11 protein-coding genes, 1 tRNA gene and 2 pseudogenes are annotated in these 15156 nt (G+C 68.9%); 5 read left to right on the top strand and 9 right to left on the bottom strand.

Translation table 11 applies throughout. The features are described from left to right. The 4 genes from KVT44_RS19150 to KVT44_RS19135 form a co-directional block, all read right to left on the bottom strand. The gene (locus KVT44_RS19150) at positions 1-1389 is read right to left on the bottom strand and encodes an OFA family MFS transporter (RefSeq protein ID WP_099919726.1); all 1389 of its coding nucleotides are present in this window, start codon (positions 1387-1389) and stop codon (positions 1-3) included. Positions 1390-1513: 124 nt separating this feature from the next. Continuing rightward, positions 1514-3658, bottom strand: a complete 2145-nt coding sequence (locus KVT44_RS19145) for an acetate--CoA ligase family protein (RefSeq protein WP_217567893.1) — start codon at positions 3656-3658, stop codon at positions 1514-1516. Positions 3659-3661: 3 nt separating this feature from the next. Then, on the bottom strand, positions 3662-4921 hold the full coding sequence (gene frc, locus KVT44_RS19140; protein WP_217567892.1) for a formyl-CoA transferase: 1260 nt from the start codon (positions 4919-4921) through the stop codon (positions 3662-3664). 10 nt (positions 4922-4931) lie between these two features. Further along, positions 4932-6617, bottom strand: coding sequence for a thiamine pyrophosphate-binding protein (locus tag KVT44_RS19135; RefSeq protein ID WP_099919724.1), 1686 nt, complete (start codon positions 6615-6617; stop codon positions 4932-4934). A gap of 180 nt (positions 6618-6797) precedes the next feature. Between KVT44_RS19135 and sucC the strand changes: the two genes are divergently transcribed. From sucC to KVT44_RS19120, 3 genes are all read left to right on the top strand, one after another. After that, positions 6798-7928, top strand: coding sequence for an ADP-forming succinate--CoA ligase subunit beta (gene sucC, locus KVT44_RS19130; protein WP_217567891.1), 1131 nt, complete (start codon positions 6798-6800; stop codon positions 7926-7928). A 14-nt stretch (positions 7929-7942) separates the two neighbouring features. Then, positions 7943-8842 (top strand): succinate--CoA ligase subunit alpha, encoded by a 900-nt coding sequence (gene sucD, locus KVT44_RS19125; protein ID WP_168497618.1) that lies wholly within the window; start codon positions 7943-7945, stop codon positions 8840-8842. Between the two features lie 239 nt (positions 8843-9081). After that, positions 9082-10635: an aldehyde dehydrogenase family protein gene (locus KVT44_RS19120; protein ID WP_217567890.1), complete on the top strand. Its 1554-nt coding sequence runs from the start codon at positions 9082-9084 to the stop codon at positions 10633-10635. Positions 10636-10658: 23 nt separating this feature from the next. On the opposite strand, the gene KVT44_RS19115 is transcribed toward KVT44_RS19120, so the two are convergent. Then, on the bottom strand, positions 10659-11594 hold the full coding sequence (locus KVT44_RS19115) for an LLM class flavin-dependent oxidoreductase (RefSeq protein ID WP_217567889.1): 936 nt from the start codon (positions 11592-11594) through the stop codon (positions 10659-10661). Between the two features lie 109 nt (positions 11595-11703). Between KVT44_RS19115 and KVT44_RS19110 the strand changes: the two genes are divergently transcribed. Then, a complete protein-coding gene (locus KVT44_RS19110) occupies positions 11704-12135 on the top strand; it encodes a MarR family winged helix-turn-helix transcriptional regulator (protein WP_229888697.1) in 432 nt (143 codons plus the stop codon). Positions 12136-12342: 207 nt separating this feature from the next. Continuing rightward, positions 12343-12427 (top strand) — tRNA-Leu (locus tag KVT44_RS19105). A gap of 5 nt (positions 12428-12432) precedes the next feature. Here KVT44_RS19105 and KVT44_RS19100 read toward each other — a convergent pair. From KVT44_RS19100 to KVT44_RS19085, 4 genes and pseudogenes are all read right to left on the bottom strand, one after another. Continuing rightward, positions 12433-13239, bottom strand: a complete 807-nt coding sequence (locus tag KVT44_RS19100) for a hypothetical protein (protein WP_217567887.1) — start codon at positions 13237-13239, stop codon at positions 12433-12435. Positions 13240-13315: 76 nt separating this feature from the next. Continuing rightward, a pseudogene (locus KVT44_RS61060) lies at positions 13316-13432 on the bottom strand (hypothetical protein); the annotation flags it as partial. A 29-nt stretch (positions 13433-13461) separates the two neighbouring features. After that, complete coding sequence (locus KVT44_RS19090) at positions 13462-13611, bottom strand: hypothetical protein (protein WP_308314053.1); 150 nt, start codon at positions 13609-13611, stop codon at positions 13462-13464. Between the two features lie 73 nt (positions 13612-13684). After that, positions 13685-14291 (bottom strand): annotated as a pseudogene (locus KVT44_RS19085) (CocE/NonD family hydrolase); the annotation flags it as partial. Positions 14292-15156 lie beyond the last annotated feature (865 nt).

The following is a 15156-nucleotide window of genomic DNA, read 5'->3' as shown; positions in this document are numbered from 1 at the left end:
TCACGCCATCTCCTCGCCGAGCGGTTGCGGGTTGGGGACGATGCTCCGGGCGTTCGGCCGGCCCGGTGATTTGAGGAACAGCGCCAGCACGGCGGAGGCGAGGCCGATGGAGCCCGCGAGCACGAAGGCCCCGTGGTAGTCCCACGCGCCGACGACGACCGCGCCCATGCCCGAGCCCACCAGGCCCGAGATCAGCTTCGAGCTGTAGACCATTCCGTAGTTGGACGCGTTGTTGTTCTCGCCGAAGTAGTCCGCCGTCATGGCCGCGAACAGCGGGAAGATCGCCCCGCCGCCGAAGCCGGAGACCATGGAGCAGAACAGGAAGAACGGCATGCTGCCCATCTGGCCGGAGATCAGCACCCCGAACTGGGCGGAGCCCAGCACCAGACAGACGATGATCAGTGTGTTGCGGCGTCCGAAGCGGTCGGAGATCCAGCCGATCACGCCGCGGCCCGTGCCGTTGACGATCGCCTTCAGGGACATCGCGGTGGCCACGATCCCGCCCGCGAACCCCATGTCCTTGCCGAACGGCACCTGGAAGGCGATGCCGAAGATGTTGATCCCGGCGGTGCACAGCAGACAGAACCACATCATCCAGAGAACGGGCGTACGGGCGGCCTCCTTGGGGGTGTACTGCTTCACCGCCGGCGGGTTCTTCTCCAGCGCCCGGCGGATCCTCGGGTCGTCGGACACCTTCAGCGGGTCCACGTGTGGGGGCCACCAGCCCTTGGGCGGGTCCTTGAAGAACCAGCCCGCGAAGGCGACCACGGCACAGCAGACCAGGCCCACCGTCACCAGGACGCCCTGGTAGTTGCCGAGGTCCATGTACGAGGTGAACAGGAAGACGAAGGGCACCGAGCCATAGGCGAAACCGCCGTTGACCAGGCCCGTCTTGCCGCCCTTGCGCTCCGGATACCACTTGCCGACCATGTTCACGCAGGTCGCGTAGACCAGGCCGGCGCCGATACCGCTGAACATGCCGAAGCCGATGTACGCGACGGTCACATGCGGCGCGAACGCGAGCGAGAGGTACCCCAGGACCGTGCCCAGGGCGCCGAGCATCATGGCGTACCGCGCGGGCAGCCGTCCGCTCTCCCGCAGTTGCCCGGCCGGGAAGGCGACGGCGGCCTGGAAGAATATCCAGACGCCCATCAGCCAGAAGATGTGCCCACTGCCCCAGAGATGGGCGTCGTGGAGGGTGTCCTCGGCGGAGGTGAACGCGTACTCCGAGGAGCTGATGCCCAGCATCCCCATCCAGGGGAAGAGCACCATGGTCCAGCGTGGTCGCCCCATGATGTCCCGATCGGTCTCACCGATGCGGTACAGGCGGCCGTTGCGATCCGTCACCTCCCTGTAGGGGACGGATGTCGATAGGTCGGTGGTTGTCATGTCGGTTCAGCACCCCTCGCGTCGAAAGATCTGGCCAGCGCCCCCTGTCCAAATGCCTTTCGTGTGCGCACGGGTCCTGGGGGCGGCCGACGCGCACCGCCGGCCCCCCCCGCCCTGGTTCACCTCATGAACCGCCCCCCAACAGGCCCGCCGCCCGCGCCCAGCGATACTTCGCGCCGAGCACGGCCACCGGCTTCTCCGTCGTGTACGGGTAAGCCACGACCCCCCGCTCGTACAGGTACTGGCAGGCCTCCTCGACCTCGACGTCACCCGCGAGCGAGGCCACCACGGGCTTCTCGATGCCGCGCTCACGGAATTCGGCCACCACGCGCGCGGTGAGCTCGGCGAAGACCATGGGCGGGGTCACGATGGTGTGCCAGTAGCCGAGGACGAGCGCGTGGATGCGCGGGTCCTCCAGGCCCAGCCGGATCGTCGCCTCGTACGTCGACGGCGGCTCGCCCCCGGTGATGTCCACCGGGTTGCCCGCGGCCCCGAAGGGCGGGATGAAGGCCCTGAAGGACGCGTCCAGGTCCGGCGGGATCTCCATCAGGGACAGGCCGTTGTCCGTCACCGCGTCGGACAGGAGCACACCGCTGCCGCCCGCACCCGTGATGATGACGATGTTGTCGCCCTTGGGGGTGGGAAGTACGGGCAACGCGCGCGCGTACTCCAGCATTTCGTTCAGCCCGGGAGCCCGGATGACGCCGGCCTGCTTCAGGATGTCCTCATACACGGCGTCGTCGCCCGCGAGCGCGCCGGTGTGCGAGCCGGCGGCCTTCGCCCCGGCGGCCGTACGCCCCGCCTTCAGGACGACGACCGGCTTCTTCGGGACCGTCGCGCGCGCCGCCGCCACGAAGGCGCGGCCGTCCTTCAGGTCCTCCAGGTGCATCGCGATGCACTCGGTGTGCGGGTCCTCGCCGAACCAGGTGAGCAGGTCGTCCTCGTCCAGGTCCGACTTGTTGCCGAGCCCGACGATCGCGGAAACACCCGTCTTCGTAGTGCGCGCGAAGCCCAGGATGGCCATTCCTATGCCACCGGACTGCGAGGTGAGGGCGACGCCGCCCTTCACGTCGTACGGTGTGCAGAACGTGGCACACAGGTCCTGCCACGTCGAGTAGTAGCCATAGATGTTCGGCCCGAGCAGCCGGATCCCGTACCGCTCGGCGATGGCCACGATCTCGTCCTGGAGCTCGTGCTCGCCGGTCTCCGCGAACCCGGAGGGGATCAGTACGGCGTTGGGGATCCCCTTGCGTCCCACCTCCTCCAGGGCCGAGGCCACGAACTTGGCGGGGATCGCGAAGACCGCCACATCCACCTCACCGGGAACGTCGGTGACACTCTTGTACGCCTTGCGGCCCTGAATGTCATCGGCCTTGGGGTTCACCGGGTGGATCTCGCCGGAGAAGCCCCCGTCGACGAGGTTGCGCATGACCGAATTGCCGATCTTGCCCTGCTCGTTGGAGGCACCGATCACGGCCACGGACGAGGGCTCCATCAGCCGCCGCATCGACGTGAGGATCTCCTCGCGCGTGTACTTGCGCCGCTCCTTGGGGACCGAGTCCGCGAGGATCACGCGGATGTCCGCGGCGACCGCGCCCTCCGGAGTGGCGATCACCGGGTTGAGGTCCACCTCGGCGATCTCGGGGAAGTCCGCGACGAGTTCGGAGACCCGGCGGATCTGCTCGGCGATCGCCCACCGGTCCACCGGCGGCGCGCCACGCACCCCGCGCAGGATCTCGGCCGCCCTGATCGAGTCCAGCATCGACAGTGCCTCGTCGGCGTCCACGGGGGCGAGCCGGAAGGTGACGTCCTTCAGGACCTCCACCAGCACCCCACCGAGCCCGAAGGCGACGACCTTCCCGAACGTCGGGTCGGTCACCGCCCCGACGATGACCTCCTGCCCCTGGGGGAGCAGCTCTTGGACCTGGACGCCCTCGATACGGGCCCCAGGGTCGTACGCCCGCGCGTTCTCGACGATCTTGTGGAAGGCGGCGCGTACGTCCGCCGCGCCGTCCACACCCACGATCACGCCGCCGGCGTCGGTCTTGTGCAGGATGTCCGGCGAGACGATCTTCATCACGACGGGTCCGCCGAAGCGCGCCGCGTACGCCACCGCCTCGTCGACGTCCGTCGCCAGTTCCTCGCCGGGGACGGCGATCGCGTACGCGTCGGCGATCACTTTTCCCTCGGGCGCGGTGAGCGCGCTCCGCCCCTCGGCCCGCACGGCGTCGAGGAGCGTGCGCACCCTGAGAATCCGGTCTTCGCCCATCACTCAGATCACTCCGTTCGACTTGAGCAGGCGAAGTTCCTCGTCGCCGAGGCCGAGCTCGCCGACGTAGACCTCTTCGTTGTGCTCGCCGAGCAGCGGTGAACTGGTCACGTCCACGGGGGAGTCGGAGAGCTTCAGCGGGCTGCCCACGGTCACGAACTCGCCCCGCTCGGGGTGCGGCACCGACACGACCATCTCGTTGGCGACCAGCGACTCGTCCTCGATGATCTCCTTGGTGGACAGGATCGGGCCGCACGGGATGTTGTGGGCGTTGAGCTTCTCCAGCACCTCCCACTTGGGGAGCGTGGCCGACCACTCCTCGATGAGCTGGAACATCTTGGTGAGCTGTGGCAGCCGGGCCTCCGGGGTCGCCCAGTCGGGGTCGTCCGCCAGTTCCGGCCGTCCGATGAGCTCGGTGATCGGCTTCCAGCCGACGGGCTGCACGATGACGTACACGTAGTCGTTGGGGCCGCCCGGAGCGCACTTGACCGCCCAGCCCGGCTGGCCGCCGCCGGACGCGTTGCCGGAGCGGGGAACCTCGACGCCGAAGTCGTCGTTGGGATATTCAGCGAGCGGGCCATGTGTCAGTCGCTGCTGATCGCGCAACTTCACCCGGCAGAGGTTGAGCACGGCATGCTGCATGGCCACGTTGACCCGCTGCCCGCGCCCGGTGTTCTCCCGCTGGTACAGCGCCGCGAGAATCCCCGCCACGGCGTGCACGCCCGTGCCCGAGTCACCGATCTGGGCCCCCGTCGCCAGCGGCGGCCCGTCCTCGAAACCGGTGGTCGACATCGACCCGCCCATGGCCTGCGCGACGACCTCGTACGCCTTGAAGTTGGTGTACGGGCCGTCCCCGAACCCCTTGATGGAGGCATAGACGATCCGCGGATTGATCTCCTGGATGCGGTCCCAGGTGAAGCCCATGCGGTCGACCGCGCCCGGTCCGAAGTTCTCGACCATGACGTCGGAGCGCCGGATCAGTTCGGTGAGGATCTCCTTGCCGCGCTCGGTCTTGGTGTTGAGGGTGATGCTCCGCTTGTTGCAGTTGAGCATCGTGAAGTAGAGGGAGTCGACGTCGGGGAGGTCGCGCAGTTGCTTGCGGGTGATGTCACCGGTCGGCGCCTCCAGCTTGACGACGTCCGCGCCCAGCCAGGCCAGCAGCTGCGTGGCGGACGGACCCGACTGGACGTGCGTCATGTCGAGGACACGGACGCCTTCGAGAGCCTTGGTCGACGTTCCTGTGATCGGGGTGATCGGGGTCATCGGGGGCACCTCACTTGTACATCGTCTGGTTCATGGTTCCGGGGGCGTACGCGTCCGGGTCGACCCAGACGTTGATCAGCGACGGCTTGCCCGACTCCCGGGCACGCTGGAGCGCCGGGCCGATGTCGGCGGGGTCGCGGACCTCCTCGCCGTAACCGCCCAGCATCTGCGCGAACTTGTCGTAGTGGACGTCGCCGAGGGTGTTGCCGACCCGCTCGCGCTCCAGGCCGTACTTCTGGGCCTGGCCGTAACGGATCTGGTTCATGGAGGAGTTGTTGCCGACGATGCCGACGAAGGGGAGGTTGTAGCGGACGAGGGTCTCGAAGTCCCAGCCGGTGAGGGAGAAGGCGCCGTCCCCGAAGAGGGCGACGACCTCCTTGTCGGGCCGGGCCTGCTTGGCCGCGAGCACGAACGGGACGCCGACGCCGAGCGTCCCGAGCGGGCCCGGGTCCATCCAGTGCCCGGGTGACTTGGGCTGGACGACCTGCCCGGAGAAGGTGACGATGTCGCCGCCGTCCCCGATGTAGATCGAGTCCTCGGTGAGGAAGTCGTTGATCTCGCTGACCAGGCGGTACGGGTGGATCGGTGAGGCGTCCGACTTCAGGCTGGGCAGCCGCTTCTCGATGGCCGTCTGCTCGGCGGCCCGCAGTTCGTCCAGCCACTCCTTGCGCTTCGACGCGCCGCCGTTGAGGCGCCCGGAGGCCGCCTCGGTGACCGACTTCAGGATCAGACCCGCGTCGCCGACGATGCCGAGGTCGATGTCCCGGTTCTTGCCGACGGTCCGGTAGTCGAGGTCGATCTGCACGACGGTCGCGTCCGGGGAGAGCCGCTTGCCGTAGCCCATGCGGAAGTCGAAGGGCGTACCCACGATGACGATGACATCGGCGTTGGAGAAGGCGTACCGGCGCGAGAGCTGGAAGTGGTGCGGGTCCCCGGGCGGCAGCGTGCCGCGTCCCGCGCCGTTCATGTACGCCGGGATGTTGAGGGTGCGGACGAGCTCGATGGCGGACGCGGTGCCGCGCGTCGTCCATACCTGGCTGCCCAGCAGGATCGCCGGCTTCTCGGCGTGGACGAGGAGGTCGGCGAGCCTCTCGATCGCCTCGGGGTCACCGGCCGAGCGGGTCGAGGCCCGGTAGTGGCCGGCGGCCGGGATCCGGGCCTTCTCCACCGGCACCCTGGCGTCCAGGACATCGCGCGGGATCTCCAGGAAGGAGGGGCCGGGCGCGCCGTGGAAGCACTCCCGGAACGCCATCGACACCATGTCGGCGGCGCGCGCGGTGTCCGGCACCGTCGCCGCGAACTTGGTGATCGGCGTCATCATGTCGACGTGCGGCAGGTCCTGCAGGGACCCCATCTTGTGCTGGGTGTGCGCGCCCTGGCCGCCGATGAGCAGCATCGGGGACTCGGCGCGGAAGGCGTTCGCGACGCCGGTCACGGCGTCGGTCGTACCGGGACCCGCCGTGACGACGGCGCATCCGGGCTTGCCGGTGATGCGTGCGTAGCCGTCGGCGGCGTGGGCGGCGACCTGCTCGTGACGGACGTCGACGACCTCTATGCCTTCGTCGACGCAGCCGTCGTAGATGTCGATGATGTGGCCGCCACACAGGGTGTAGATGACCTCCACACCTTCTGCTTTGAGCGCCTTGGCGACCAGATGCCCACCGGAGATGGAGTCCTGGCTGATGTCGTCGGGCATGGCGAAGTCCTGTCCCTTCGTAGGGGGTTGGAACGCTCTCGCGGTACATTGCATACAGTCGACGAATACTGTATGAAGCTTGTTATCCCGCATCCGGTGGGTGGTGTCCAGGGGGCGTGCGGCACTTTTCGGGGGTCTGAGAGTCGCTCCCCGGACAGACACAGCAGTCAGGAGCCGGTGATGGACCTGTACGAGCACCAGGCAAGGGAACTCTTCGAGGAACACGGCATCTTGGTGCCGAGGGCCGAGGTCACGGACTCGCCCAAGGAAGCACGCACGATCGCCCGCCGGCTCGGCGGCCGAGTCGTCGTGAAAGCCCAGGTGAAGACCGGCGGACGCGGCAAGGCAGGCGGCGTCAAACTCGCCGCCGACCCGGCCGCCGCCGAACTCACGGCACGTCAGATCCTCGGCATGGACATCAAGGGCCACCCGGTCCGCAAGGTGATGCTGGCCCAACCGGTCGACATCGAGAGCGAGTTCTACGTCGGTTACGTCCTCGACCGCGCCGCCGGACGCTTCCTCGCGATCGCGTCGGCCGAGGGCGGCATGGACATCGAGGAGGTGGCCGCGAGCCGCCCGGAGGCGGTGGCGCGTGTTCCCGTCGACCCGGCCGTGGGCGTCACCTCGGCGAAGGCGACCGAGATCGCCGAGGCCGCGGGGCTGCCCCCGGAGACCGTCGACGTTCTCGTCCGCCTCTGGGGGGTGCTGACCCGCGAGGACGCCGTGCTCGTCGAGGTGAACCCCCTCGTACGCACCGCCCGGGGACAGATCCTCGCCCTGGACGGCAAGGTCACCCTCGACGACAACGCCCGTTTCCGCCAGACGCGTTGGGGTGAGCAGGAGGCCACGCACGACGACCCCCTGGAGGCGGCGGCCGCGGCCAAGGGCCTCAACTACGTCAAACTGGACGGTGAGGTCGGCATCATCGGCAACGGCGCGGGCCTCGTCATGTCGACGCTCGACGTGGTCGCGGGCTGCGGCGCCCGCCCCGCGAACTTCCTCGACATCGGCGGCGGGGCCTCCGCCCAGATCATGGCCGACGGCCTCTCCGTGATCCTCTCCGACCCGGCCGTGAAATCGGTCTTCGTCAACGTCTTCGGCGGCATCACGGCCTGCGACGCGGTCGCCGACGGCATCGTGCGGGCGCTGGAGACCGTGCGGTTGACCAAACCCCTCGTGGTCCGCCTCGACGGCAACAACGCCGTCCGTGGCCGCGCCATCCTCGACGGCCGCGCGCACCCCCTGGTGCAGCAGGCCACCACCATGGACGACGCCGCACACCGCGCGGCCCGACTCGCCACCGCCGGCTGAAGGAGGAACAGGACATGGCCATCTTCCTCACCAAGGAGAGCAAGGTTCTCGTCCAGGGCATGACCGGCGGCGAGGGCATGAAGCACACCCGGCGGATGCTCGCCGCCGGCACGGACGTCGTCGGCGGGGTCAACCCGCGCAAGGCCGGCCGGACCGTCGACTTCGACGACCGGGCGGTGCCCGTCTTCGGCTCGGTGCGCGAGGGGATGGCGGCGACCGGCGCCGACGTCACCGTCGTGTTCGTACCGCCCGCGTTCGCCAAGGCCGCGGTGACCGAGGCCGCCGACGCGGGCATCGGGCTCGCCGTCGTCATCACCGAGGGCATCCCCGTCCACGACTCCGTCGCCTTCCACGCGTACGCCGCCACGAAGGGCACCCGCGTCATCGGCCCCAACTGCCCGGGCCTGATCACTCCGGGGCAGTCGAACGCGGGCATCATCCCCGCCGACATCACCAAGCCGGGGCGCATCGGCCTGGTGTCCAAGTCGGGCACGCTGACGTACCAACTCATGTACGAACTCCGCGACATCGGCTTCTCGACGTGCGTGGGCATCGGCGGCGACCCCGTGGTCGGCACCACCCACATCGACTGCCTGGCCGCCTTCCAGGACGACCCGGACACCGAACTCGTCGTCCTCATCGGCGAGATCGGCGGCGACGCCGAGGAACGGGCCGCCGCGTACGTCCGCGACCACGTCACCAAGCCCGTCGTCGCCTACATCGCCGGCTTCACCGCGCCCGAGGGCAGGACGATGGGCCACGCGGGCGCGATCGTCTCCGGCTCCTCGGGCACCGCACAGGCGAAGAAGGAGGCCCTCGAGGCGGCCGGAGTAAGGGTGGGCGGCACACCGACCGAGACGGCCCGGCTGGTGCTGACCCGATTGGAATCGGAGCGTGTCGCCGCACAGGGGTGAGATGAGACGTCACTCATAGTTGATGTGAGGTGACTGTCACGAGCGGAGCCTCCTCAGTACCTTCCTCCGTACGTACGCGACCACCCTGCGCGTACGAACCCTTCCCTCCGTGCGGACGCGACCACCGTCCTCCTCCGCACGGATGCGACCACTCCTCGTCCGGGCCCGTGCACCATGCAGCTCGGCAGGAGCCAGGCACCTCCCGCCCCCGACTGTGCACCGAGAGCGGAGACATCCGAATGGCATCCACCCTCAACACCCCCCTCGTCCTGAAGTCCGGTACGTCCTGGGCCGACGCCTGGCAGCGCTGCCTCGCCGTCGCCCCCGAGGCGTTCCAGGAGGACCGCGTCCTCAATCTCTGGGACGCCGCCTGGCGGGCGGACGGCCGGGCACTGCCCGCCACCAGTCCGGTCGACGGAAGCCCCATCGCGGGCCCGCCCCGCCTGAACGCCGCGACCGCCCATCAGGCCGTACGGGCCTCACTCGACCAGCACCGGGCCTGGCGCCATGTCCCGCTCGCCGAACGACGGGCGCGCGTCGCGGCCACCCTCGACGCCCTGACCGAGCACCGCGAGCTGCTCGCCCTCCTCCTCGTCTGGGAGATCGGCAAGCCCTGGCGACTCGCGCAGGCCGACGTGGACCGGGCGATCGACGGCGTGCGCTGGTACGTCGACGGCATCGAGCCCATGGTGGACGGCCGGGCTCCGCTCGAGGGGCCCGTGTCCAACATCGCGAGCTGGAACTACCCGATGAGCGTGCTCGTTCACGCAATGCTGGTACAGGCATTGGCAGGGAACGCGGTCATCGCCAAGACCCCGACCGACGGCGGCGTCGCCTGCCTCACCCTGGCCGGCGCGCTCGCCGCACGCGAAGGGATCCCCGTCACCCTCGTCAGCGGCAGCGGAGGCGAGCTGTCGGAGGCGCTGGTCCGCGCGCCCGAGATCGGCTGCGTCTCCTTCGTCGGCGGTCGTGACACGGGCGCCGCGGTGGCCACCGCCGTCGCCGACCTAGGCAAACGGCATGTACTCGAACAGGAGGGACTCAACACCTGGGGCATCTGGAACCACACGGACTGGGACGCACTGACGGCCGTCATCCCCAAGCTCTTCGACTACGGCAAGCAGCGCTGCACCGCCTACCCGCGCTTCGTCGTCCAGCGCTCGCTGTTCCACGAGTTCCTCGCCGCCTACCTCCCCGCCGTCCGCACCCTGCGGGTCGGTCACCCACTGGCCGTCGAGCACCCCGAAGACCCCTACCCCGCGCTGGACTTCGGGCCCGTCATCAACGCGGCCAAGGCGAAGGAGCTGCACGACCAGGTGGCGGAGGCCATCGACCGCGGCGCCGTCCCGCTGCACCGCGGCAAGCTGAGCGACGCACGCTTCCTGCCCGGCCAGGACACGGCGGCATACGTCCAACCGGTCACGCTCCTGAACCCGCCGCCATCCTCACCGCTGCACCACGCGGAGCCCTTCGGGCCGGTCGACACCATCGTCCTGGTCGACACCGAGGCGGAGCTGCTCGCCGCGATGAACGCGTCGAACGGCGCGCTCGTCGCCACGCTGTCCACGGACGACGAGGCGACGTACGCCCGACTGGCCCCGCAGATCCGCGCGTTCAAGGTCGGCCGCGGCAAGCCCCGCTCCCGCGGCGACCGCGACGAGCTCTTCGGCGGCCTCGGCGCGTCCTGGCGCGGCGCCTTCGTCGGCGGCGAGCTGCTCGTGCGCGCCGTCACACAGGGACCGGCGGGGGAGCGGCTGCCGGGCAACTTCCCCGAGTACCAGCTCGTTCCGTGAGGTGAGGGCGGGCGGTACCCGCCTCAGGGCGCCGCCTGCTCTGTCGGACCCCTGCGGACTCCTGCGATGATCTCGTCCACCAGCCAGCGGGCGACACCTGGTGGGTAGGGCTGGGGCAGACCGAGCACCACATGGTTCACGCCGATGCCGATGAGGTCGGCGACGGTGGCGCGGGTGGCGGCGGGATCGTCGTACGAGACGACGACCTGTACGGAACGCGTGATCTCACGTGGATCCCGTCCGATGTCCGCACAGTGCGCGTCCAGCACCCGACCGCGCTCGGCGACGAACTCGACGTCGTTGTGCGGCGGCCCGGGGATGTTCCAGATGTCGGCCTGCTCGGCGACGAGCCGCAGCAGTCGAGTCCCCCAGCCGCCGATCAGCAGGGGCGGCCCGGGCCGCTGCACCGGCTTGGGCTCGTTCCGCGTGCCCCGCAACCGGTAGTAACGCCCCTCGAAGTCGAAGGGTTCGTCCTCCGTCCACATCCGGCGCAGGATCTCGACCGTCTCGCCGAGCCGGGCGACCCCCTCGCCCGGCGGGACGAGGGAGAGCCCGTACGCCTCGTACTCGGCGATGGCCGGATTCTCGTCGGCGATCCCGCCTGCGTTGGGCGGCTGGTGGGTGCCGCCGACACCGATGCCCATGACCAGCCGACCGCCGGAGATCACGTCCACGGTCGAGGCCATCTTCCCGAGGACGGCCGGCGGGCGGATGCGGTTGCTGGTCACGAGGAGCCCGAGCCGCAGCCGCTCGGTCTGCGCGGCCAGGGCGCTGAGCAGCGTCCAACCCTCATGGATCTGGCCGTCCTTGGGGCCGCGGAGCGGAAGCAGATGGTCCCAGAGCCAGGCGTCCTCGATCTCGGGCAGGGCGTCGGCCTCCTGCCAGACGCGGCGGATGTCGTCGTAGGAGACGTGCATGGGGGTGGTCTTGATACCGAAGCGCACGCGTTGATCGCTCATATCGCTCAGCTTAGACAATCATCAGCTGAGCTGACAATCAGTCTTGGGTACAGTTCCCGGCATGACCGGTGAGCGCCCTCCCGTACCTCCAGTGCGTCATGTCCCTCCCGTGCCCCTTGAGTCCCGGCTCGGCTATCTGCTCAAGCACGCCCAGCAGCGGCTGGCGCGGGCGTCCGCGGAGGCGCTGGCGCCCTTCGGGATCGACGGCCACGAGCTCGCGGTGCTGGCGGTGCTCGCCGCCGAGTACCCGTTGTCGCAAGTCGAGGTGGCCGGACGGCTCGGCGTCGACCGCACCACGATGGTCGCGCTCGTCGACGGCCTGGAGGATCAGGGGCTGGTCGAGCGGCGCCGCAGTCCTCAGGACCGGCGCAAGAACATCGTCGAGCTGACGCCCGAGGGCCGGGACTGCCTCGACCGGGCCGAGCGCGCGCGCCTCGCGATGGAGCGGCGCTTCCTCGACCCGCTGGGCGAGGAAGCGGCGGACGCGCTTGTGCGGGCCCTGCGGATCCTGGTGGTGGAGGAGCGTCGGATCGCGGAGTGACGGTGTGGGTACGGGGGCTCTTCGCCCCTCCCGCGTGGACCCTGGGTGATCTTCGCGTCACCTTTTGTGATCGGCCGCGCACCCCCTCCTTCGGCCCCGTGCAGCCACTCCCAGGACCCCGATATGCAGGTGAAAGGCACTCCGAAACCTTGGTATTGTTGTCCATGTCGCCGCGGGGAACACCCCCGGCCAGGCGGCAGACACCTAGTCCGGGTGGCGGAATGGCAGACGCGCTAGCTTGAGGTGCTAGTGCCCTTTATCGGGCGTGGGGGTTCAAGTCCCCCCTCGGACACAACGTTACAACCACTGACGATACGGTGATGAGGGCCTCGACCTTACGGTCGCGGTCCTTGTTGCGTTTTCGTAATTGATGGTGATGCCTAGGGCTTCGTAGAGCGGGCCTTTCTTCTCGGTGTCGGCTGTGCGGATGTGCTGGGTGATGTCTCCGAGACTTTCAGTGATCTCGCGGATCTGCTGGGCGTCGAGTGGGGGTTCCTTCTTCCGGGTGACGGCGGGGAGCGCGTCGAGTTTCTTCCGCGCCACTTCCTTGTCTCTCTGCGCGTGGTTGATCCATTGGGTGACGACGGCGAGGTCGGCTCCGGCTTCGATGGCGGCCTGGTAGCGGGCGAGTCGGCGTTCGCAGTCCTTGATTGCCTGGCGGGCTTGGGCCTGCTCGGGTGTGTGGGTCTCTGCGGCGTTTGCTGCGGCGCTGGCGTGGGTGGGTGCTGTGATGGTGGCGGTGAGTCGGTCGGGGCGAAGGCGCGGGCGATCCACTGGTCCAGGGCCTGGCACACGATGTCTTCGCGCAGGTTGACGGTGCGGGGGGGGGGTCAGGCCGGGGTAGAGGGCCTGTTCCTGGTCCTTGAATTCGCAGCGGTAGTAGACGCCGTTGCGGATGGTGGCGGGCTTCGTCTTTCGTCCGCAGAGGGTGCATCGGATCCGTCCGCGGAGGGTGTAGGGGCGTGCGCCTTGTTTTCCGGCTCGTTCCTGCCGGCCGTGGTTGCGGGCGCGCTGTCTGCGGAGGGTTTGGACGGTGTCGAACCGGTTGGGGCTGATGATCGTTTCGTGGGAGTGGATCCACTGCTCGGTGGGGTTGTGGGTCATGCGGGTGGTGTGGCCGAGGGTGACGTCGTCGATGTCGAGTAGGCGTTCTTCCTTGCGTTGTTTGTTCCAGACCTCGTAGCCGGTGGCGGGGGTTGATGAGGATGGCCCGTACGGCGCCTTGCTGCCACGCGGTTTTCGCGCGGTGGGGATTGCGGCCCGGGTCGTGGGCGGATGGGCAGGGGATACTGTCGCGTGTGAGGCGGGCGGCGATGGCCTTGTCGCTCATGCCGTCGACGTACATGGTGAAGATCCGCCCGCGTTCTCGTGCCGCAGCACCAGCAGTTCGGCATCCTTGGTGGTCTCCCGGCGCAGCAGTACCGCCGGCACGGACAGCAGTGCACGGGTGGCCCGGTACAGCAGCGAGGTGATCACCCGTGCAGCATCCCAGCCACTGTCGAGGGCTCGGTACGCGGGCTCCCGCCTGCAGCGATGACTTTGTGAGCCCCACAGGCTCCCCGGCGACAACGGCCTTCAGCGCGGACTGCTTCAGGTCGTTGCCGATGAGGCCGGTGACGGCGTCGTAGGACTTGCCGTACATGCCCACCGCGACGGTCGACCACGACTGGCTCGCGGCCCAGTTGATCGCGGCCTTCACGTCGGCCTGCTCACGGGATCGCCCCAGTCGAGGCAGCCGGTCGAGCCGCCGAAGCCGTGCAGGTCGACCATGAGGAACGCGTAGCCATGGGCGAAGAGGTCGCTGCCCTCGATGAAGTCCTGGAAGCGATTCGAGGGACCGGTGTGGGTCCGCCCTCGCGGTTCGTCTGGCCCATGTGCCCGAAGTACGGGCCGATGGAGAGGATGATCGGCACCTTCTGCCCGGCGGGCACGCCTTCGGGCGTCAGCAGGTCGCCGTGCAGTTCGGTACCGGAGCCGTCCGAGGACGGGAAGTAGGGCTGGGTCCAGACCGAGCCCTTTGGGACACGGTCGTTCTGCTTGTGCGCGATGCCGTCGGTCGCGGTGGCGGCCGCCGTGGTCGGAGTCTGAGCGGAAACGGCGGCCGTTGACGCGACGGTGGGGCCGGCGAGTGCGCCCGTCAGCGCCAGAGTGGTGATGAGTGCCGAGGCGGCCCAGCCGGGCGCGCGACGTCTGCTCGCATGCTCTCCCGAGTCGTCGGTACGGAGCGGAACGGCGTTTCCGAGTGCCCGCCATCGCAGTGACGACGGACGGTCGCACACATGTAAGGAACGGGACCATGTGTGCGAACCCTGGCCGGAACCGATGGCGAGCGAGCCTAGGATCAGCACTGAAACGCGTCAACGGTGCTGTGTATCCGTCGTGTTACTGATGTGACGGGAACAAGCCCGCTTGCGGTAGGGGAGGTTGTGGGAGACGACGGTGGAAACGGCTGCTGTATACCAGCGGATGGGGCTGGCTCGCCATGTCGGCCGGGTCTTCGCCGCCCCCGCCACGATCCTGAAGGGGCAGCCGGGCACGCCCTCGCCGCCTGTCGGACGGACCGCAGGATGCGCCGTGGAGGGAGTTGCATGATGGACGGCGCCGCGTATGGCCTGTGGCCTCGGGTGATCTTGAACACCGTGCTGTTCGCGCTGCTCGCGATCAGCTTCTTCCGGCCCAGTACCAAGCGGGACTGGCGGGCGATGGGCGCACAGTACTGGTGTCGAACAGCCCACCGGTCCGCCGACATCGGTCGTCTGTTGGGCGACGTGACGCAACCGCGGTCCCACACGCGGCAAGGCTGCTCGAGCGTCCTGACGCCGCAGGCGGCGGGCGACACCGTGTCGCCCTCCGCCTGGCGGAAGGGATTCAGGTTCAGATGCTTGGGGAGTGACGTGGCGTCAGTGGGTGGTGCTGCCCGCGACCCACTCGCTCCACGGCATGTTCCAGTCGCTGAGGCCGTTGTCGGGGGCCAACGTGGTCTTGTCTTCGGAGTTCTTGACGATCACGACGTCACCGATC

It is taken from the genome of Streptomyces sp. GbtcB7, from assembly GCF_019091445.1.
Lineage (GTDB): Bacteria > Actinomycetota > Actinomycetes > Streptomycetales > Streptomycetaceae > Streptomyces > Streptomyces mirabilis.
This window is presented reverse-complemented; position numbering and strand designations above follow the sequence as displayed.